16 protein-coding genes are annotated in these 21,052 nt (G+C 35.9%); 8 read left to right on the top strand and 8 right to left on the bottom strand.

What is annotated here, in order from left to right:
• Window positions 1-24: 24 nt before the first annotated feature.
• The 5 genes from GQR60_RS07820 (at window position 25) to GQR60_RS07800 (ending at window position 7,827) form a co-directional block, all read left to right on the top strand.
• A complete protein-coding gene (locus tag GQR60_RS07820; RefSeq protein WP_124992401.1) occupies window positions 25-1,719 on the top strand; it encodes a RagB/SusD family nutrient uptake outer membrane protein in 1,695 nt (564 codons plus the stop codon).
• Window positions 1,720-1,824: 105 nt separating this feature from the next.
• The gene (locus tag GQR60_RS07815) at window positions 1,825-3,267 is read left to right on the top strand and encodes a GH32 C-terminal domain-containing protein (protein WP_160463438.1); all 1,443 of its coding nucleotides are present in this window, start codon (window positions 1,825-1,827) and stop codon (window positions 3,265-3,267) included.
• A gap of 21 nt (window positions 3,268-3,288) precedes the next feature.
• Window positions 3,289-4,416 (top strand): hypothetical protein, encoded by a 1,128-nt coding sequence (locus GQR60_RS07810; protein WP_124992399.1) that lies wholly within the window; start codon window positions 3,289-3,291, stop codon window positions 4,414-4,416.
• A gap of 52 nt (window positions 4,417-4,468) precedes the next feature.
• Window positions 4,469-6,046 (top strand): glycoside hydrolase family 32 protein, encoded by a 1,578-nt coding sequence (locus tag GQR60_RS07805; protein ID WP_124992398.1) that lies wholly within the window; start codon window positions 4,469-4,471, stop codon window positions 6,044-6,046.
• Window positions 6,047-6,267: 221 nt separating this feature from the next.
• Window positions 6,268-7,827, top strand: a complete 1,560-nt coding sequence (locus GQR60_RS07800) for a glycoside hydrolase family 32 protein (protein WP_225441370.1) — start codon at window positions 6,268-6,270, stop codon at window positions 7,825-7,827.
• A gap of 171 nt (window positions 7,828-7,998) precedes the next feature.
• Here GQR60_RS07800 and GQR60_RS07795 read toward each other — a convergent pair whose 3' ends face one another.
• On the bottom strand, window positions 7,999-10,794 hold the full coding sequence (locus tag GQR60_RS07795; protein WP_124992396.1) for a hybrid sensor histidine kinase/response regulator transcription factor: 2,796 nt from the start codon (window positions 10,792-10,794) through the stop codon (window positions 7,999-8,001).
• 793 nt (window positions 10,795-11,587) lie between these two features.
• On the opposite strand from GQR60_RS07795, the gene GQR60_RS07790 reads away from it, so the two are divergent.
• From GQR60_RS07790 to GQR60_RS07780, 3 genes are read left to right on the top strand one after another with little or no spacing between them, the layout of a single operon-like run.
• On the top strand, window positions 11,588-12,511 hold the full coding sequence (locus tag GQR60_RS07790; RefSeq protein WP_160463437.1) for a metal-dependent transcriptional regulator: 924 nt from the start codon (window positions 11,588-11,590) through the stop codon (window positions 12,509-12,511).
• Complete coding sequence (locus GQR60_RS07785; RefSeq protein ID WP_197092596.1) at window positions 12,504-13,295, top strand: FeoB small GTPase domain-containing protein; 792 nt, start codon at window positions 12,504-12,506, stop codon at window positions 13,293-13,295. Before GQR60_RS07790 ends, GQR60_RS07785 begins: the two co-directional genes overlap by 8 nt.
• Window positions 13,296-13,308: 13 nt before the next feature.
• Window positions 13,309-14,742: a nucleoside recognition domain-containing protein gene (locus GQR60_RS07780; protein ID WP_225441369.1), complete on the top strand. Its 1,434-nt coding sequence runs from the start codon at window positions 13,309-13,311 to the stop codon at window positions 14,740-14,742.
• 414 nt (window positions 14,743-15,156) lie between these two features.
• Here GQR60_RS07780 and GQR60_RS07775 read toward each other — a convergent pair whose 3' ends face one another.
• From GQR60_RS07775 to GQR60_RS07745, 7 genes are all read right to left on the bottom strand, one after another.
• On the bottom strand, window positions 15,157-16,203 hold the full coding sequence (locus tag GQR60_RS07775) for a hypothetical protein (protein ID WP_124992393.1): 1,047 nt from the start codon (window positions 16,201-16,203) through the stop codon (window positions 15,157-15,159).
• 68 nt (window positions 16,204-16,271) lie between these two features.
• The gene (lnt, locus tag GQR60_RS07770; RefSeq protein WP_124992392.1) at window positions 16,272-17,795 is read right to left on the bottom strand and encodes an apolipoprotein N-acyltransferase; all 1,524 of its coding nucleotides are present in this window, start codon (window positions 17,793-17,795) and stop codon (window positions 16,272-16,274) included.
• 1 nt (window position 17,796) lies between these two features.
• Window positions 17,797-18,663 carry a DMT family transporter gene (locus GQR60_RS07765; RefSeq protein WP_124992391.1) on the bottom strand — a complete coding sequence of 289 codons (867 nt, stop codon included), beginning with the start codon at window positions 18,661-18,663 and terminating at the stop codon, window positions 17,797-17,799.
• Between the two features lie 20 nt (window positions 18,664-18,683).
• A complete protein-coding gene (locus tag GQR60_RS07760) occupies window positions 18,684-19,223 on the bottom strand; it encodes a DUF4924 family protein (protein ID WP_124992390.1) in 540 nt (179 codons plus the stop codon).
• A 28-nt stretch (window positions 19,224-19,251) separates the two neighbouring features.
• Window positions 19,252-19,629, bottom strand: a complete 378-nt coding sequence (locus GQR60_RS07755) for an RNA-binding S4 domain-containing protein (RefSeq protein WP_101308225.1) — start codon at window positions 19,627-19,629, stop codon at window positions 19,252-19,254.
• A gap of 14 nt (window positions 19,630-19,643) precedes the next feature.
• Window positions 19,644-20,285, bottom strand: a complete 642-nt coding sequence (gene pth / locus GQR60_RS07750) for an aminoacyl-tRNA hydrolase (RefSeq protein WP_225441368.1) — start codon at window positions 20,283-20,285, stop codon at window positions 19,644-19,646.
• A gap of 164 nt (window positions 20,286-20,449) precedes the next feature.
• Window positions 20,450-21,022, bottom strand: a complete 573-nt coding sequence (locus GQR60_RS07745; protein WP_124992389.1) for a 50S ribosomal protein L25/general stress protein Ctc — start codon at window positions 21,020-21,022, stop codon at window positions 20,450-20,452.
• Window positions 21,023-21,052 lie beyond the last annotated feature (30 nt).

Below are 21,052 nucleotides of genomic sequence, written 5' to 3'. Positions count from 1 at the left end.
AGTGAACACAAAAAATAAGAAAAGATGAAAAGAATAATTTATATTTTAATCTGTATGACAATGCTTTCTTGTTCTAATGAACTTGACATGGGTCCTAAAGCATTGTTAGGCGATGATCAGGTTGGAGGAGCAGACAATGTTGATGGGTTTGTTACTGCAGCTTATTCAAGTCTGGGGAATGACCATTACGATCACCCTTTTAGTCTTTGGCCTTTTGGAAATGTCAGGTCTGACGATGCTTACAAAGGTGGTTCAGGTCCTGCTGATATTCAAGATTTTCACTTCATAGAAACTTTTTCCAATGTTACACCAAACTTTGGTGAACTTGATGCGCTTTGGTACAATTATTACATTGCCATTTCACGTGCAAACGAGGCTTTAAATCAATTGGCTCTGCTTTCCGAAGAAGAATATCCAGAGAAGAAAGTCAGAGAAGGAGAAATGAGATTTCTAAGAGGTTATCAATATTTTCAATTAAAAATAATGTTTAAGTATATTCCTTATATCGACGAAACAGTTCCTGATTCAGAATATGAGAATATTTCAAATGTTGCATTATCAAACGATGAGTTATGGGAAAAGATTGCTGCTGATTTTCAATTTGCAATTGACAACCTTCCTGTATCGAAAACAGATATTGGACGAGCTGACAAGTTTGCCGCGCAAGCAATGTTGGCCAAAACAAGATTATATCAGTCTTACGAGCAGGATGATGATAATAATGTGACCAATATTAACACTGGTAAACTAGAGGAGGTTGTTTCTCTTGCAAATGAGGTGCTTAATAATTCACCATATGATTTGGAAGCGGATTTTGCATACAATTTTTTACCTGGAGATTATGAAAATGGAAAGGAATCGATTTTTGCAGTTCAGTACTCAACAGATGATGGAACTATGCACGGACGATTAAATTTTGGTGATGTGTTGGCAGTTCCTATGGGATTGGGATGTTGTGATTTTCACAAGCCGAGTCAGAATTTGGTGAATGCTTATAAAACCTCTGCTGATGGTTTGCCAGAGTTTGATACGTACAATCAAAGCAATCTTGATTTTGCGACCAATAATGTTGATCCTCGAATTGACCATACCATTGCAACTCCCGGGCACATGTGGAAATATGATCAAAACCTTCTTTATGAAGAAAGTTGGAATCGTTCCCCTGATGTGTATGGTGTGCATGCATCTTTAAAGGAAAATGTTTCTCCTGATTGTCCTTGTTTTGTAAATATTGATCCATTTTATGGTAATTCAAAAAACAGAATTCTGGTTAGATATGCAGATGTGATGTTGTGGAAAGCTGAGGCATTAATAGAATTAGGAAGACAGGCTGAAGCTCTGGAATTGATTAACAGAATTAGAGAACGTGCTCAGGCCAGTACTGAACTGTTGAAGTTTGCTAATGGATCATATATGGGGAATTATTTAGTTGGAATTTACGTAGATGGTGTGAATTGTAACTGGACTCAGGATTTTGCAAGAAAGGCTCTTCGATGGGAACGTCGTTTGGAATTTGCGATGGAAGGAAGCCGTTATTTCGACCTTGTACGCTGGGGTATTGCTAAAGAAATTATGGATAAGTATTTTATGAAGGAAAAAGAACGAATCAGCTATTACGAAGGCAGCAGTGTAACAAAAGGCCGGGATGAATACTTACCAATTCCTCAAAAACAGATCAATTTCAGTAAGGGATTGTATCAGCAAAATGTTGGGTACTAAGCAGGGTATATTTACTTGTTGTTTAACCGAAAATTTCGGTTAAACAACAATATCAATTCACCATTTTGGGTAAAGATTAATTATTGCATGAAACACAAGATGATCATGAGAAACATTATATTAAGTATTTGGATTGTTATTCTATTTGTAGAGTGTTCTTCTTCACAAAAGAAAAATAACATACATTCAATACATTTTGGATTGGAATCTGGGATCTTGCATGCACCGGTATTGTTATATTATGAAGCTGGAATCTACCACCTTTATTACAAAAACAAAAAGACAAGCGGCGCTTCTGTAAATATTGCACATGCATTCAGTAAGGATCTGTTAATCTGGGAAAAAAAGGAAACTTCTATATTTCCAAAAGGAGAGAATATTTTGGGTGCCGCCATTGTGCAGGACAAACAGCATTGTCTTCCTATCGGAACAAAGGCTGGAGTTCCATTGCTTGCCTTGTTGATTGAAAACAATGAAAACAACCAAATGGATGCTATTCTGAAATATAGCCTTGATAATGGCTTGAATTGGACAATTTTCAAGGGAAAATCAGAGGTTCCAAATTCATTGTTGGAAAATCCTCAGGACCCTTCTGTTTTTTGGTCTGATTCAGAAAAGAAATGGATGATGAGTATTTCTGTTAGAGATCATGTTGAATTTTATTCATCAAAAGATTTTGTTTCCTGGGAATATGCAAGTGAATTTTGGTCAGATCATTTTCCTAAAAATTCGGTTCTGAATAATAATGTGATATTTCCTTTGGGTGATGGATCAAGTTATTGCCTGATTACTTTTTCGTCAGGAAAACAAGTGACATTGGAACCAGAAATGCAATATTATATTGGAAGTTTCGAGGAGAATGATTTTATAGAAGAAACCACTCAGCATCATTTTGTTGATTTTGGAAAGAATGTTTGTGGAGCTGTAGCTTTTTCTCAAGAAAATAAGGCTCCAATTCTTATTGGATTTGTTGAGGGAGAAAATAAGTCTGAAAGCAAATATACAGTACCCCGAACTGTTCATATTACTGAAATCTACAACGAGTTAATGATTGAGTTGTATCCCAAATTGGACTATAATCAGCCTCAGAATAAAAAGGTGATTTTGGATTCAGTTAAACTCTCAGGAAGGATGAATTTATCCGATTATTTACCGAAAAATAAAGAACCTTTATATCTAAAATTGAAATTTAAGACCGAACACATGACTCGAATTTCCTTTCCAGGCAAATTGGGGATAGAGTTTAAGAATAAGGATGGAGAACATTTGGTATTTGGATATGAAAACTTCTGGAAAAATTACTTTCTATTATCAACAATAAATGAGGAAAAGAAAAGAGCAGTTGAAATGCCTTGCATTCATCGAGATTCTACTTTAGAAATAAATGTTCTTATTGATTCTGGGATTATTGAATTTTATACGGAAACGGGAAAACGTGTTTTGTCAAGTCTTGTGTCAGATTCTGGTGAATTTGATCAGATATTTCTTTTCTCTGAGAAAGGAAATATAGAAATTCTTGAAGCATCGTATTTTTATTTTCAAAACTAAGTTTAAGCTAAAATTAATTTCATGAAAAAAATATATCAAAAATTATTCGTAGCAATGTGTGTTTTATGCATGTTGGCATCTAGTGCTTGTGATGACACAGAATCACCATCTCTTGATTTTTCAGGAGACGTTGATATTCATTCTTTTGTGGTAAATGGTGTTGAGGGCACAATTAATGAGGAAAATTCATCCATTTCAGTAATCCTTCCAGCTGGTTCAGATTTAACTGCTTTAACACCACAGATAACACTGGGAGAAGGTGCGGTGATTGCTCCAGCTAGTGATGAGCCAGTAGACTTTTCAGATCGTAATGGAAATCTGCTTAATGTGACTTATACAGTGACTAACCTAAGTATATATCGGAAGTATGATGTATCAGTAGATGTTGCGAGAGCTGATATTATAAGTTTTAAAATTGGTTCGGCAGAAGGTGATATTGATAAAACAAACAAGACGATTGTAATTTATTTGCCGGAAGGTACCGATATCACGTCTCTAATCCCAATTGTTGAATATACGGAAGGAGCTGCTTTAACTCCTGAATCAGGGGCTGTTGTTGATTTTACAAGCCCAGTAACCTTTACACTTGACTATTTAGGTTCTTTGTTTAAATATGAGGTTACCGTAATCTTGGGAGAAGCTCCTAAACCTGTTCTTGTTATTTACAATGGAGAAGATGTATCTCCAATTTGGGCACGAATTGCCAGTACAATCAATAACGGCTATGCTAATCCCAAAAGGGATGCTGTTAATTCCACATCAACATGTGTTGCAATAATGAGAAATAAGGAAGATACTGATGATGGAGGAAAGCCATGGTCGGGTGGTGCATTATGGGGTACATATAAAGTGGATATTGATCCGGCTGAGTATAGTAAAATTAGTTTAATGGTATTAAAAGAAGCAGCCGGTGATGTACAGATAGAGATACAATCGGATGGAGAGCAAAATAAAGATTGGTTAAAAGTTTTCTATTCTGCGGAAGCAATTGGAGAATGGCAGGAATTAATATTTGAAATTCCGGAAAGCAGAACTGCTGTTATAAACAATATCTTGGTTGCTCCGCATGTAAATGAAACAGTAGATGACCAAGCTTTCACTTCTCACATGATATATTGGGACGAATTAAAGGCCTATCCAAAGGAATAATATTAAACCAAAGCGAACGGAATTTATTTCCGTTCGCTAAATAATCATTCAAATGAGATTTCAACTATTATTACTTACGTATATTTTTCTCTTGATTAATACAAGTTGTTCAAAAGACAACAATATTGAGAATGTAATACCTCTGCAAGTTGACACAACAACAAGTTGTAGGTCGGTTGTTGAAAGTGGTGCATATTCAACATTCTACAAACCTCAAAACGGTTATGTGGGCGATCCAATGCCATATTATAATATGGATGATAATGTGTGTTACCTGTTTTATTTGCAGGATTGGAGAAATGGGGCTGGTACAGACCATCCAATCTATTGTACTACAACTAAAGACTACAGCAGTTTTTCTGGGCTTACTCAATCAATAGGCACCGGAGAATCAAATTCGCAGGAGGCTTATTTAGGAACAGGAAGTTTTATAAAAAATTCAGAAGGGAAATTATACGGTTTTTATACAGGACATAATGGTAATTTATACCCTGCAGAAAAAATAATGTTGGCTACTTCAACCGATATGAGAACTTTTACAAAAGTTCCTTCATTCACATTTGAGGCGCCTGATGGCTATGATAAAAATACCTTTAGAGATCCTTGTGTGTATTATGATCCAACAAAATCTGCCTATGTAATGTTGGTTACCGCAGTTAAAGATGGAAAAGGTATATTGGCACGTTATACATCAGCTGATCTCGAAAACTGGAATCTAATAGCTCCTCTTACAGATTTTGATTCGGATGCAGAAATACTGGAGTGTCCTGATATTTTTAAAATGGGTAATAAATGGTACCTGTTGTTTTCTCGTATTAATAGAGATGAGCATCGAAAAACATTTTATAGAATAGCTGATAGTCCTGATGGTCCGTGGAAACGTTGTGAAGATGAAAAAGGTCATCATGAAACCTTTGATGGTCTGTATCTTTATGCTGGAAAAACAGCTTCAAATGGAACCGAACGTTATTTATCCGGATGGTGTTCAACAGGACAGGAAGTTAATGGAAATAACGAACTTGATTGGGCAGGTAGTTTAATAACGCATAAACTGGTTCAACAACCCAGTGGTAAGTTATATACTACAATTTCGGAAGGAGTAGACAATAAATTTAATACTCCGGCAGATTATTTAATGGTTAAGTCGAAGGGTGATGTATCGGGGGAAGATGGAACATACTTAATGAGATATCAGGATGGAAGATCTTATGGCCTATTTAATCGGAATACAGTTCCTGTAAAAATAGAACTCAGTATAGATGCTTCTCAGTCTTCCAGATTTGGATTTTCATTTGGAGCTTGTGATGATTTGTCCGAAGTTTATTCTGTAACTTTTGATTTAACATCTTCTAATAAATGGTCAGTGCCGGCTTTATTTCTTTATAAGGAGTCCATTTATTCAACTGGTTCATATACTAATGAATTAAATTTTACCCCTTTAATTGTTCCTGAAGATAATGTTTTCGATATCAAAATTGTTATTGAGAAATCTATCTGTGTAGTCTATGTTAATAATAATGTTGCTTTTACAAATCGCATTTACAAAATGAACAAAAACCCATGGACAATATTTGTGGATGATGGCCAAATCGAAGTTTCTGATCTATCTATTTATAAAACAGTAAATTAGTGTGTAAGTGTTAATTTTGTTGGCTGCAATTCATGGAATATATTCAACTGATTCGGAAAATGTGAATTGTATTTAAATAAATAGTTTGTGAAAAAATATTTTTTCAAAAGAAAAAGGGATACACCGCAGTTGGATTTCTTTTAGATCTTGTATGTAGTATTAAGTTAACTATTAAATCTTAAAAGTTTAATTATAAGGGTAAGTAATAAAAAATGCTGGAAATGGGAAAATACATAATAACGATAATAATATTAAGTTTTTTAGGGTGCTCTTGTACTTCAACAAGAAAAGAGAAGTTAGATATCTCCGAAAAAAATTACAAGGAACCTTATCGTCCGCAATTTCATTTTACGCCTGAAGAGCATTGGATGAATGATCCAAACGGAATGGTTTATTATGAGGGCGAATATCACTTATTTTACCAGTATCACCCCGAAAGTTCGGTGTGGGGACCAATGCATTGGGGGCATGCTGTAAGTAAGGATTTAGTACATTGGGAACATCTGCCAATAGCATTATATCCAGATTCTTTGGGATATATATATTCTGGTTCAGCAGTGATAGATTATCAAAATACTTCAGGATTTGGATCAAAAGATAAGCCGGCAATGGTTGCTATTTATACTTACCACAATATGGAGGGAGAAAAGGCCGGACGGAATGATTTTCAATCGCAGGGAATCGCTTATAGCTTAGACAAAGGAAGAACATGGACCAAGTATGAAAAGAATCCTGTATTAAAAAATCCTGGAATTAGAGATTTCAGAGATCCTAAAGTAATTTGGCATAAAGAAACTAAGAAATGGATCATGACTCTTGCAGTACAGGATCATACAAGTTTTTACTCTTCCACAAACCTTATTGATTGGACTTTTGAAAGTGATTTTGGAAAAGAATTTGGTTCACATGGCGGTGTTTGGGAATGTCCTGATTTATTTCCAATAAAAGTTGAAGGAACCGATGAGGAGAAATGGATTTTAACTGTCAGCATTGGTGCCGGAGGACCTAATGGTGGCAGCACTACTCAGTATTTTGTTGGAGATTTTAACGGAAAAGAATTTGTCAGTATTGGAAACGATACCAAATGGCTTGATTATGGAAGAGATAATTATGCAGGAGTAACCTGGTCGAATGTGCCGGAAGAGGATGGAAGAGTGCTGTTTATAGGTTGGATGAGTAACTGGCAATATGCGACTGTGGTTCCTACTTACAAGTGGAGAAGTGCGAATACCTTTCCAAGAGAATTGGTTCTTAAAAAAGAGGATAACAATTACCATTTAAATTCTGTTCCGGTTAAAGAGCTGGAATTAATCCGGGAGGAATGTTATATCATTCCGAATCAGGATATAAACGGAAATTTTGATGTGACAAATACAATTCCTTTTAAGGCCATCCCCTTGGAAATTGATTTGGAAATAGCATGGGATGAACAACCGCAAAAGTTTGGTGTTAAGCTAAGCAATTCGGCAGGTGAAGAATTGGAAGCCTTTTATTCCGGAGTGAATGAAAGCTTTACTATTGATAGAACAAAGCTTAAGAATATTTCTTTCTCAGATGTTTTCGCAAGCATTGATAAAGCAAAGATAAGTTGTAAAACAGGAATAAAATTACAGATACTTATTGATGAATCTTCCATCGAGGTTTTTGTAAATGATGGAGAGTTAGTTATGACAGATCAATTTTTTTCTGCTGAAAAGTTTGATAAAATAGATGTAGTTAGTAGTGGTGATAAAATTTCGGTTAAAGAAGCCAAATTCTACAAATTGAAATCAATTTGGTAGAAAAAGGATGTTATTTTAATAAGGAAAAATCCGGAGTCTGTATGACCCGGATTTTTTTTGATTACTCAATCAGATTAATGAAAAAAAACAAAGCCAACTAATCCAAAATAGGATGTGCAGTTATTTTTATCAGGCATCAATTCATTTTGATTTTCTATGTAAGCTTTTGCTTTATTTTTTTTGCTGAATGTATTCTTTGGGAGACATTTTGAATTTTTCTTTAAAACACTTGCTAAAATAGGATGGACTGGCAAACCCTGTTTGATAGGCAATTTGAGAAATACTTAAGTCTCCTTCCAAAAGTAGCGATGAGGCTTTTTTCAACTTTACATTTCGGATAAACTCACTGGCCGACAAATCGGTTAAGTTCTTTATTTTACGGTACAGATGAACTCTCGATAAATTAATATCCTTGCTCAATTCTTCAACACCGTAATCGTAATTCAGATAATTGGTTTCAATGGCTTCGCAAGCTTTCTTCAAAAACTGTTGATCCAATCTGTTAATGCCATCGTTTTGTTCCGTGAAATCGATGCTTTCGCGATAATGAATTCGAATTCTTTTTTTGCTTTCGATTAATTTCCGCACCCTAACCTGCAAATGTTTCCTGTTAAAAGGTTTTGGAATGTAGGAATCAGCACCAACTTCCAGCCCTTCAATTTTATGTTCTTGTGAAGCCTTTGCGGTGAGCATGATGATTGGGATGTGACAGGTTTTTAAATCTGATTTTACAATGTTTGTCAATTCCAATCCATCCATCACTGGCATCATTAGGTCGGTAATGATTAATTCCGGATTCTCTGCTTCAATCACTTTTAAAGCTTGTTTTCCATTCTCGGCTCTCAAAATTTTATAGTTTCCTTTTAGCGATTCTGCGATATGTTCCGAAACGTCCGGGTTGTCCTCTACAATAAGAATCCGAATTTCTCTGTCGGTTAAAAAGGAAGGATTTTCTTCTTCGTTTGACTCAGTAAGCTGGGGAATAAAGTCCATTTCATCTAATTCTGATGGAATCTGCCTCGAAGTATCTTTTTCTTTAGAGTCGGCAAAAATTAAATCAGCATCATTAAAATGTGATTTACCCTTCTGCAAATAGACTGTTAATACTGTCCCTTTCCCCAAACTACTTTCAACATTTATAATTCCTGAGTGCAATTCAACCAAAGCTTTGGTTAAGGACAAGCCAACTCCGGTTCCAGGGAACGAAGCATTGGTTTTGGCTTGATAGAATCGTTGAAAGACGTTTTTAAGATCCGGTTCTGAAATTCCACAACCCGAATCAACTACGCTAATCTTTACACAATCCTTCATCTCTTTATTAAATTCATGATTTGAATTCTCCAAATGAACTGTAATTTCACCTTGTTCGGGCGTGAATTTAAAGGCATTCGATAAAAGATTGAACAGGATTTTATCAAGTTTATCTGTATCAAAATACAAGTATTCTTTTTGAATGGTCGACAAATATGAATAGTTAATGTGCTTTTTATTTGCCAATTCTTGAAACGAATCGGATATCTCCTTAATGAACTGATTGATATCATTCTTGGAAATCTTCATCTGCATTTTTTCATTCTCCATTTTTCGAAAATCCATCAGCTGATTGATTAAGCGAAGCAGTCGATTGGCATTTCTGTGCATTACATTTAACTGTTGATACGACTCTTTATCTTTAATTTTTTGATCTAAAAGATTTTCTATAGATCCAAGAATTAGAGTTAAAGGAGTTCTGAATTCATGCGAAACATTGGTAAAAAATCTTAGTTTAGTTTGAGTTGCTTCTTCCAATTGAGATGAAATCAAAATGAGCCTTTCATGTTGATCTTCGATTTGTTCTTTTTGTTCTTCTAATTTTCGATTGGCTTTAATTTTATTTTTGAATGCCTGAAACAAGAGTACGGCCAAAAGAATGACAATAAGAAGAAAACTAAGCGAAATAATCAGCCACATTCTCTGACTTTTGTATTTAATAATTTGAGAGTCAAGAATGGTTTTTGCTGCGGATATTTTTCCCTGAAGGGAAAGAATCTGATCGGTTTGCAGTTTCTGGATTTCTGCGTTGTCAGAATCAATAACAACTGTTTTTAGAATGATATTTTTCTTAAATGGTTTTTTATTTAAAATTTTAAAGGCTAACTGTATTGCTTCCGCACCACCGGTTGGGTATAAAAATGTAGCATTAATTTTCTTTTGAATTACAGCATTAACACCGTCATTTGGCCCTGGCAGACCATCAATCCCAAGTAAAAAGGGTCTGTGTTCGCCAAATTTCGATTGCAGCACTTCATACGCGCCAATAGCCATGTAATCATTATGTGCAAAAACCAAATCGATATTATCATGTTGTTCAATGGCTAGCTTCATCATTTTGGTACCACCCTGTTTGAACCATTCTCCTGTTTCAGAGAAAATAATTTTGATACCAGGATATTTGCTGATGACTTCAGAGAATCCTTTGTGTCGTTCAATGGCAGGACTGGAACCTTTTAGTCCCCAAATTTCAGCAATGTTACCTTTGCCATTTAATAATCTGGCAGCATATTTTCCAGCCTCCCTCCCAATCAAATAATTGTCGGCGCTAATTTGAGCTGTATAGTTTTCACTTTCAATTTTTCGATCGAGAACAATTACTGGAATTCCCTTGCGAAAAACTTCCTCAACAATATGAGTTATTGGAGCCGATTCGTTGGGAGAAACGATTAGTAAATCAATACCGCTTTTAACTAGTTCTCTAATATCCCTAATTTGGTTTTCATTATTGTCATGTGCATCGGTTATTACTAATTCCATATTTTGAAATAGAATCAATTCATTTTGCATTTCACTTTGCATCGCTTTTCGCCAGCTGTCTACCGATGTACATTGCGAAAAACCGATTTTGAATTGATCCTCTGAAAATCCCTTATCGGAGAATACTAAAATGAAAATAATGAGTAATAGGGAGTATTTTTTTCTTGTAACAGTCATAGTTTCAAATTTACTCAAAAAAGGTTTTGTGTAGTAGTACGAAACATGAAAAATTAAAGAATATTTACAGTTTCCAGCCAAAGAAATTAAAAAGCTTTTTTAGGTATCCTTTTGGTTGATACCGGCAGTTTATTTCAACTTGTTTTCATTGTTTCTGTTTGGTAAGTAGGCGCGGTGGAATTATTGACAATCAACGGAATAAAATTTGAAGCATTAAACTTCTTTTTATTCGGAAATCTTTCAGCTAATGAACCAATTGTTTTTTTGATATGGAATTGAGTTTCACCCTAAGTAGATGGTCTTTTTTTTCTGAAAACAGACTCTTTCTCAAGTGTATGGTATTTTTTTCTTTAAGAAATGAACTTCCATTCAAGTAGAGGAGTTCTTTTTTAGCAGGATATAATCTTCTTGAATTTTGTATACTAATTTTAATGTGATATTTATATATTGTTTAAAGGGTCTTTGAAGGTAGTATAATTGTCTGTTAATAAATTCAAAGTTTAACTTGGACTAATCATATAAGAGAATTACTTTAGATGAGGAAACAAAGATCTGGGGCTTATTTTAAAGCCACATTTTATTAAAAATGAGAGAGTTTTTTTTCAAAGCTGGAGTAAAGAATATCCAGCAACCATTAAGTATAAAAAAGTTAAAGAAAGAATAGATGATTACATTATTAACAGTAGGTATACAATCAGGTATATTGTTTTTCCTTGGAGTCGTGGTTGTATTAATCTTTTTTTGGATTTTCTGGCCCAAAAAAGGATTGATAGCCCTTTTTTCAAAGATAAAAATGAACAATCAAAGGGTTCAATTGGAAGATGCCCTTAAGTACTTGTTTGATTGTGAGTACAACAAGAATTTATGCAATATGAATAGTATTGCGGGCAATCTGAATATTTCAGATGATAGCGCAAGTCAACTGATTGAGCGTCTGCTTGTTTTAGGTTTGGTAACTATGGATGATAACACCATATCTTTAACAGATACCGGAAGATCTTATTCACTTCGGGTAATTCGGGTACATCGTATATGGGAAAGGTATCTTGCCGATGAAACAAGTGTAGCTCAAGCTGATTGGCATAACGAGGCCGATCGTATAGAGCATTTTGTTACACAGGAAGATACGGAAAAATTAGCTGCCCAAATGGGCAATCCTGTATTTGATCCGCATGGAGATCCTATACCTTCAATTGACGGGGAATTGCCTGAACCTAAAGGGAAACTACTAAGTAACCTAAAAAAAGGTGTGACTGGCCGGATTATTCACATCGAAGATGAACCACGAAGTATTTATGAGCAATTGGTGGTAGAAGGATTATATCCTGGCATGCAAGTCTATGTAACAGATGTAGATAAAGGAAAAACCACTTTTATTGCCAATGGAGATGAATGTACTTTAACTCCACTTTTTGCTTCACAGATAACTGTTGAATTGCTGTCGGGAACTGTACCCTTAGCTCCAAAATACGAATTGTTGTCATCTCTGGCCATAGGAGAAAAAGCTGAAATTGCCGGAATTTCACCCAATTGCAGAGGACAACAGCGAAGAAGACTGATGGATTTAGGAGTGGTAGCAGGTAGTTTGGTATCAGCAGAAATGAAAAGCGCTTCCGGTGATCCGATTGGATACCGCGTAATGGGAGCAACAATCGGAATCAGAAAAACACAAGCTGATTTAATTTTTGTCCACAAAAAAAATGACACAAATGAGTAACTCAAATAATTGTGACAATTGCCCTGTTCACAACAAAGAAAACCTGATTAAACTTGGGTTAAATATGGAACAGGTTGATTATGTAATAACGATGGCAGGCAATCCAAATACAGGGAAAAGTACTGTTTTTAATAACCTTACAGGATTGCATCAGCATACGGGCAACTGGCCGGGAAAAACGGTAAGCCGGGCTGAGGGCGGTTTTATATACAACGAGAAACGTTACAAAGTGGTCGATTTGCCAGGTACCTATTCACTGCTCTCAACAAGTACAGATGAAGAGGTGGCGCGTAATTTTATTTTGTTCGGGCAACCTGATGTAACTGTAATTGTTGTTGATGCAACGCGGCTGGAGCGAAACTTGAATCTGGCATTGCAAATACTCGAAATTACAGATCGGGCAGTGCTTTGCCTTAACTTAATGGACGAAGCCAAACGCAATAACATCGAAATTGATGAAAGAGCTTTATCAAAGGAATTGGGGATACCCGTTATTCCTGCGTCTGCGCGTAGAAAAGAGGGTATGAAAGAACTTCTAGCTGCTATCGAAGAAGTGGCAGCAGGAAAGTATGTTTGCAAACCACATAAAATTAAAAGCCGTTCAATTAAGCTTAATAATGCCATTTCAAGCTTAGCATCAAAACTTGCAGAACAGTTTCCTAATCTTCCTAATTTGAATTGGGTTGCTTTGCGATTACTCGAAGGTGATAATAGTATTATTGAAGCAGTTCAATCGGGCGAGCTGGGAAGTATAAATGCCGGTGATTCAACTGTTCAACTCTAAATTTAGTAAAGCGATGAATGATACTCATTTAAAAGAAAGAGAAAATATATTATCAGAGGCGAATAAAGCTCGATGGGATCTTGGGATTGATCTTCATGATACCGTTATTGAATCCATTTATGAAGATGCTTCTCGAATTGCCAGAAAAGCGGTGAAGCAGAAAGGAGAAAAAGCAGCATATGCTCTGGATTTGAGAATTGATAAAATTGTAACAAGCAGATGGCTTGGTTTTCCGATCATGTTTTTGTTGTTGGCTTTGGTTTTTTGGCTAACTGTAACAGGAGCCAATTATCCTTCCGGTTTGTTAGCCTCATTCTTAATTGATTATATGCATCCGATCTTAAAAGGCGTAGCAGCTTCCATTCATATGCCTTGGTGGCTCGATGGTGTTTTAATTGACGGAGCTTACCTGGCAATGGCTTGGGTGATTGCAGTGATGCTGCCTCCAATGGCGATATTTTTTCCACTTTTTACTTTGCTTGAAGACCTTGGTTATTTGCCAAGGGTGGCATTTAACATGGATAGTCTTTTTCGCAAGGCTGGTGCACATGGCAAACAGGCATTAACCATGAGTATGGGATTTGGTTGTAATGCTGCCGGGGTAATTGCTGCAAGGGTAATAGATAGTCCCCGGGAAAGATTAATAGCCATTATTACGAATAATTTTTCCTTATGCAACGGACGATGGCCTACCCAAATACTAATAGCTTCTATTTTTATTGGTGGACTTGTGCCAGCACAATTGGCAAGTGTTGTTTCTGCTGGAGCAGTGGTTGGTATCGCTGTTTTGGGAATCTTTTTCAGTTTGGTTGTTTCGTGGGGATTAAGCAAATCAGTTCTGAGGGGTGAAGCGTCGGCTTTTAGCCTTGAATTACCACCATACCGTCCGCCAAGAATTTGGCAAACACTCTACACCTCGTTGATTGATCGTACCATTATTGTTCTTTGGCGTGCTGTTATTTTTGCTGTGCCTGCCGGAATTGTAATTTGGTTGGTGGCTAATGTACATATTGGAGAACTAAGTCTGGCAGAATATTTTATTCAGTGGTCCAATCCATTTGCATTTGTTTTTGGCCTTAACGGCGTTATTTTGCTCGCTTATATCATTGCTATACCTGCTAATGAAATTGTAATTCCTACAATACTGATGTTAACAGTTCTTATTACCGGAGCTAACGGTGTGGGAGCAGGAACAGGTGTAATATTTGAACTCAACTCAGTAGGCGATACTGCAAACATTCTTCATGCAGGAGGATGGACTTTACTTACCGGATTGAACTTGATGCTTTTTAGTTTGTTGCATAACCCATGTTCAACTACAATTTATACCATTTTTAAGGAAACAAGGAGTGTGAAATGGACAGTGGTTTCAACCTTTCTGCCTATTGTTTTAGGCTTTATGGTTTGTTTTTTCACCACACAAATCTGGTATTTATTTTTTGTGTAAAACGAAACTGTATTCCTGTTATTTAGTGTATGCAGGAAACCAGGTTTTTTTTAAGTTTTTGGAAATGACAGTTTTCAAAACAAGTGTAATACCAATTTAATTTCAAAATTCTGCTTAAAATATCAGTTTGTCATGCTCTGACTATATACAGTCCGTTCTTGTCAGGGTATGACTTGATTCTATAAGCATTATTTTATGAGATCAATTTTGACGTTAATTTGGTATAACGCAGTATTTGGACTTTTACAGCCAAGACTATTTAAATACAAAGAGGCTGTCTCATAATTACGAAACAGCCTCTTTTTATATACCTATTCGAGAATATTTTCAAATATTAAAATCTCAGAGTCTTAAAATTTCATTTGAGACATCCTCTTCTTTTTTTGTTTTCTGATTTTCCTTTTCAGGTGATGTTTACTGCAATCTAATCTTGCAGTTATTTGCTCTGATATTCAGTTTAGAGAATGCTTTTTTATTGCCGACACGGCCTTTTGCCACAAAAGTCTTTCTATCAGCAGTTTCTTTGTTCGATAAGATGAAGTCTTTCGAATTATCGAATTTTACTGACTTGTGATTGATTTCATAATCAATTTGAGCACCTTCCATAAAACTAAGGCCCACATCTCCGTATTTCGAGTCTATTTTAATAAATGAAAACATATTGTTGATATTGAAGATATTGATGTGTCCAAATTTTAGATCAAAATCAACTTCACCTCCCAATTGGCTAATTTCAATTTTGCTGAAGTTTGATGATCCGTACAGGTATTCCAATTCTTTAATGTCGAATTTATCTCGGGCAGAAGTCATGCTAATATTATCGGCAACACCAATCGTAAATTCAGAATCGCGGCTCTCACCGGTTAATTTGCCGGTATTTTCGATACTTACTTTAGAGTTGGCTACGTTTAATTTGGAATCACTCAGTTGTTCAACTTTAAAAGTACATCCGGTAATTGTAAAGCTGTTTTCACCATGTAAGCTCGCGGCAGTAAAGTTTCCATTTGTCAAATCAAGAATTAGGTTGCCATCATGACTATCCATAAAAACATCTCCATCTTTTTGGATAATTTCTAAGTTCACGTTGGAAGGTAACTGAACGGTGTAACTGATCTTTATTTCTCCCTTGTTAAAAAGAGAATTGGTGAGTTTTTTTAGTGAGAAAAAATCTCCAAATACAGTTTCTGCAGATAATTGAGCTTCTCCTTCCGTAAAATCGATATTAATATCATCGGTCATCCTTTTTGTTTTTTCATCGTCCGAACCCTCTACACTAATCAGCACCTCGAATTTAATTTCAGGATTGTCCCAGTGTTTAATCTGAATTTTACTGTATTTCGATTCAATTTTAAGGTTTTCTCCGGCTTTAAACGTCTTCTCAATTTTTTTGTGTTTGGTTACTGCATTTGCTGATCCAACAAAAAAGCAGATGCTAAAAAGTGCAAATAGTAATCGTCTCATAGTATTTGTATTTATTATTTTAAAATTAATTGTTTACAATGTTTAATCTGATCGTAAATGTAAAATATTTAACTACTTCCTGAAGTATTAGATTGTGTTGCAATACGAATTTTAACAAAGATTAATAAAAGAGTGGCTATAAACAGACAAACCCTTCCAATGAAATCTCCATGTTCGGAGTAAAAGGTTTTATTTTCCCGTAATTTTAACCTGCCGGTCAGTACCTCTTTTTTCCACCATGTACTCTTCGCAATAATTGTGCCTTTTGAGTTGATGTAAGCTGAAATTCCATTGTTGGCAACCCGAATATAGTCTCTGCGTGTTTCAATGGCCCTTAATCTACTAAAATTGAAATGATGTTTGTATCCCGGAGTTGTTTTCCACCATCCGTCATTGGTAATCATGCACAGAAAGCCGGGGATCTCCGGAACTCTTTGTGCACAGTAATCTCCAAAAATTGATTCGAAGCAAACTACCGGCACTAATGCTATGGAATCAGATAAGAAATAGTCAATATCATTCCTGCTGCTATAGGTTCCCTGGTATCCTCCAATTTCAATCGAATAGTCTTTTAAAAAGCTCAGGTATTTATCGAACGGCACTCTCTCAAATAAAGGAACAAGCTTTGTTTTGTGGTAAAATTGAGGTCTTATGGTATCGGTTAAAAATAATGCTGAATTGAATGATTCTGATTCAATTTTGCTGTGAGTACCAATTAGTATTTTCGTTTTAGGATATTTCTTTTTTAAATCGAGTAATCGTAAATAGTTGTAAGATTGTCTTGGATTATTTTCATCGATATATTTTAAAATTACGGTTTCCGGCGCCAATAAAAAATCAGGACGCTGACTACTGCAAATAGAATCTGCTGTATTCATAAAACCGGCAAAGTGTTTTTCTTCGTTTTCGGGAACAAATTTTTCGGTGTACGGATCCAAATTTGGCTGGATTAGTGCGAAGCTTTTGGTTCCGATTCCATTTTCCTTTTGGTGATACAGAAAAATAGAGTAGAGAAGAGGAATACCAATTAAAAGAAACATTCCAATAGATCTAAAAGCGATGTTCTTTTTTTGATTTTTTATCAGAGAGAAGAATCCGAGATTGATTAAAATCACCCATAAACTTCCACCACGCGTTCCTGTAATATCGTACCATTGTATCCATTTCGGTGCTGAAGCAAAAGCATTTCCCAAATTCAACCAGGGCCAGGCTAAATCCCACCAGGTATCGAAATATTCAAAGCCCAGCCAAATAAGCAGAAAGGGAAAGAGAATGGAAATTTTCAAGTGTTTTCTCGATCGGCTAATCAGCCAGAAAATCAGAGCAAGCAAAAGAGAGTTAATAAGTATGATGAGGATTACGCCTGTGATTTGAGCTTTGCCCACCCACCAATATGCCAGAATGTTCCACACTAAAAAACTCAGAAAAGTATAGTTGAAAAGTGTGTAAGGATTGTGGTGATTGATTGTTTTTTCCTCCAGCCATAAAAGAGGAATCCATGCAAAAAAAATGAGCGGAAAAAGTTGTGGTATGCAAAAAGGCATGCCCAGCAAAAGACCTGATGCAATGGCAAATAATATGTTTTTTTTCACGTTATCGATGAGTTAGATGAACTCCAACTAAGATAATAAATATGGATGCGGTTTGAGCAATCGAAATATGATCCCCGCCAATTACAATGCCCCAAAAGATGGCAATAATGGGAATAATATAGGCTATTGATGCAGCAAAAACATGCGAGGATTTTTTGATGAGCTGATTGTATAGAATAACTCCTGCGAAAGTTAATACAGCCAGCAAACCAAGCATTAATGCACTTTTCGATAAGCTTTCAGATGCCAAGGGTGAACTTAAATCGGTGAAAGCCAGAAAAATTCCAGCCATGGGGCCAACAAATAGAAATGCCAGAGAGGCTATTTCGGTTCCGGTAAGTTTAGGCAATGAAAAACTGACAATGTTTATGCTGATGGCTACCGATAAAATGGCCATAAACACGTAAAAGACACCCCAGAAATACGACGATCCGAAAGAATCTCCGGAAAAACTAATGATAAGTGTTCCTGCAAATCCCAGTAAAATTCCGACCAGCACTTTTTTATTCGTACCTGCTTTAAAAGAAAGGATGGCAATCAGCAATGTAACCATTGGCAACATAGCATTTAGCATGCCTGCCACCGAAGAGTTGATTTGGGTTTGCGCTTTGGCGAAAAAGTAGGCCGGGCCAATATTTCCTGTGATTCCTGAAAGTACTAACGGAAGTATGTTTTCTTTCGAAAGTTTTCTGATGTTTTTAATAATCAGAGGAATAAATAGCAGGAATGAAAAAAATACCTGAAAAGCAGCCACTTGATTGTGGCTAAAGCTTTCCAATGCAATCTCCCGCAAAATATATGGACTTCCCCAAAGAAAAGAAACTAAAATCAGTAATATCCAATTGTTATATTTTGGGGGCAGTATCATTATCTTGGGGTGTTTTGTAATTATTCGTTTTCTTCTTCGAAAGCCTTGTATTTCGCAGTTAATTCAGAAATCATTTGGCTGAAAGTAGTAATCGCCGAGAGGGTGTCTTTCGAGATTTCTTTTCCTTGAAGTTTAAGCATTAAGATACCATACAAAGCAGTAAGGCATACCTCAATGTCATTGTTTTCCTGGGTTGCTTTCGATTTTTCGCGAAATTCGGTTATGTTGCCAAGAGCCTGCTGATAATGATTGTTGTAGGCTGAATCTTTGCCTTTTGTTAGTAGATAAACATGAAAATCGTAAAGCTCGTTTACGTTGTTCTTAAGGATTTGAAGATGTCCTGTTTCTTCCACTTTTTCAATCTTCATCATTTCAATCAGATTTTCGTACCAGTCTCTAATTTCGTTTTGAGTAGCTTCCGGCTGATTGAATTGTTTGATGATGTTTTCGTCAATTTTATCAATGTTGAATTGATAGGCTCTGATGATATCCTCAACTTGCCACATGTAAAGGATGTATTCTGCTAAATTCGTTTTCTTTTTATCCTGTGCTATTATCATATTTTTTTCTTGTCGGTTCCTGATGTGTTTATTCCTTCTTAAGCTTATCAATTAATCTGCGATCTAATTTTGTTGGTCTTCCAATACCTCTGTCCCGTGATTCAAACCCACGTGTATTGGTTGCTTCCAATAAATCCAATTGATCCTGAGCAGTTATGTCTTTTACAAAGTCAACGGCCAATTTTGCGCCCATCCGTTTGCCGGATATAGCTGTAACCAAATAACTGCGTGTAATAGGTGGTACACGCACATCAATTTGTTCGTTTAACCTTACTTCGCGCGATGGTTTCACGTGTACACCACCAATGGTAACTTTTCCTTTTTTACAAGCTTCGGCCGCCATACTTCTGGTTTTGAAAATACGTACAGCCCACAGCCATTTGTCTACTCTAACCTTATCATCCATGGCTTCTTATTTTTTTAACTGCCTGATTTTTTTGTATTGTATGCTGTCATGGTTCTCTGGATACCAATGGTACTCATTCCTTTTATCATGTTGATACAGATTTTAAAGAGTTCAGGTAGTTTCTCCAGCTCTTCAGGCGACCATTCACCTAAAACATAGTCTACTTGCTTTCCTTTGCTAAAATCGGAACCAATTCCAAAACGCAGGCGGTTATAATTTTGGTGTCCTAGTATCTCGTTGATGTGTTTTAATCCGTTATGACCGGCATCACTTCCTTTCGGACGCAACCGTAAAGTTTCAAACGGCAAGGCAAGGTCATCAACCAAAACCATCATGTTTTCAACGGGTATTTTTTCTTTCTGAAGCCAGTAATTAACCGATTTTCCACTTAAATTCATATAAGTGTTTGGCTTTACAAGCACAAAGATCCGGCCTTTAAACTTGTATTCAGCAACAGCTCCATATCTTGCTTCTTTGAATTCTATATTAGCTGTCTCGGCAAGAGCATCCAAAATACGAAATCCTATATTGTGTCTTGTGTTTGCGTATTCAGCACCAATGTTGCCAAGGCCGACAATCAGATATTTCATCTCAATATTATTTTCTTGCAGCGGATGTTTAGTCTGCCCAAATAGTTTTTTTAGAAATTGTATCATAACAAATCCAAAGTTAGAATATTCACGGCATTTTCCATGAAAACTTTGCATTCATTCCATCCTTCATTTTAGGAACGAAGGATATTAAAAAAACCTCCCATTCATCAATAAATGGGAGGTTATATTTATTTGCTTCATTGTGCTGAGCAAAATAGTGTTGAAATCTATTTTGCAGCCATAGCAGCAGCACGAGCAGCTCTTGTAAGCTTAACTTGAACAACTACTGATTTCTTAGAGTTAAGAAGTTCTAAGTTATCATAAGCAAGTTCTCCAACCTGAATACTTTTTCCAAGTCCAAGATGGCTAACTTTAACAAGAAGATTTTCTGGAAGATCAGCCATTAGACCTTTTACCTTAAGTTTTCTTGAGATAACTGCTAATTTACCACCAGACTGAACACCGATTGCGAATCCTTCAACTCGAATTGGTAATTCTACTTCGAATGCTTTGTCTTCAAATACCTGATAGAAATCAGCATGTAAAGCTTTGTCATTAACTGGGTGATACTGAACATCTCTTAATACACAAGAGAATTTTTTTCCGTCAACATCTGCATTGATAACATATACGTCTGGCGTAAAAAGTAATTTACCCAATACTTTTTCGTTAATAGCAAAGTGAATATTTTCACCGCCACCATATACTTCACATGGCACCATTTCTTCTTTACGAAGAGCTTTGTTTGCTTTTTTTCCTAAATCTGTTCTTAAAGAACCTTTTAATTCAAAAACTTTCATTTCCTTGAAATTATGTGCTACTCAAAATAA

It is taken from the genome of Labilibaculum euxinicum (assembly GCF_009795715.1).
GTDB lineage: Bacteria > Bacteroidota > Bacteroidia > Bacteroidales > Marinifilaceae > Labilibaculum > Labilibaculum euxinus.
This window is presented reverse-complemented; position numbering and strand designations above follow the sequence as displayed.

What these genes read in the sequence shown, in the direction of transcription:
- GQR60_RS07815 (WP_160463438.1), top strand. Translation starts at nt 1,825, where the DNA reads ATGAGAAACATTATATTAAGTATTTGGATTGTTATTCTATTTGTAGAG.
- GQR60_RS07785 (WP_197092596.1), top strand. Translation starts at nt 12,504, where the DNA reads ATGAGTAACTCAAATAATTGTGACAATTGCCCTGTTCACAACAAAGAA.
- GQR60_RS07800 (WP_225441370.1), top strand. Translation starts at nt 6,268, where the DNA reads ATGGGAAAATACATAATAACGATAATAATATTAAGTTTTTTAGGGTGC.
- GQR60_RS07795 (WP_124992396.1), bottom strand. Translation starts at nt 10,794, where the DNA reads ATGACTGTTACAAGAAAAAAATACTCCCTATTACTCATTATTTTCATT.
- GQR60_RS07745 (WP_124992389.1), bottom strand. Translation starts at nt 21,022, where the DNA reads ATGAAAGTTTTTGAATTAAAAGGTTCTTTAAGAACAGATTTAGGAAAA.
- GQR60_RS07765 (WP_124992391.1), bottom strand. Translation starts at nt 18,663, where the DNA reads ATGATACTGCCCCCAAAATATAACAATTGGATATTACTGATTTTAGTT.
- GQR60_RS07755 (WP_101308225.1), bottom strand. Translation starts at nt 19,629, where the DNA reads ATGGATGATAAGGTTAGAGTAGACAAATGGCTGTGGGCTGTACGTATT.
- GQR60_RS07810 (WP_124992399.1), top strand. Translation starts at nt 3,289, where the DNA reads ATGAAAAAAATATATCAAAAATTATTCGTAGCAATGTGTGTTTTATGC.
- GQR60_RS07780 (WP_225441369.1), top strand. Translation starts at nt 13,309, where the DNA reads ATGAATGATACTCATTTAAAAGAAAGAGAAAATATATTATCAGAGGCG.
- GQR60_RS07790 (WP_160463437.1), top strand. Translation starts at nt 11,588, where the DNA reads ATGAACAATCAAAGGGTTCAATTGGAAGATGCCCTTAAGTACTTGTTT.
- pth (WP_225441368.1), bottom strand. Translation starts at nt 20,285, where the DNA reads ATGATACAATTTCTAAAAAAACTATTTGGGCAGACTAAACATCCGCTG.
- GQR60_RS07775 (WP_124992393.1), bottom strand. Translation starts at nt 16,203, where the DNA reads ATGAGACGATTACTATTTGCACTTTTTAGCATCTGCTTTTTTGTTGGA.
- GQR60_RS07820 (WP_124992401.1), top strand. Translation starts at nt 25, where the DNA reads ATGAAAAGAATAATTTATATTTTAATCTGTATGACAATGCTTTCTTGT.
- GQR60_RS07760 (WP_124992390.1), bottom strand. Translation starts at nt 19,223, where the DNA reads ATGATAATAGCACAGGATAAAAAGAAAACGAATTTAGCAGAATACATC.
- GQR60_RS07805 (WP_124992398.1), top strand. Translation starts at nt 4,469, where the DNA reads ATGAGATTTCAACTATTATTACTTACGTATATTTTTCTCTTGATTAAT.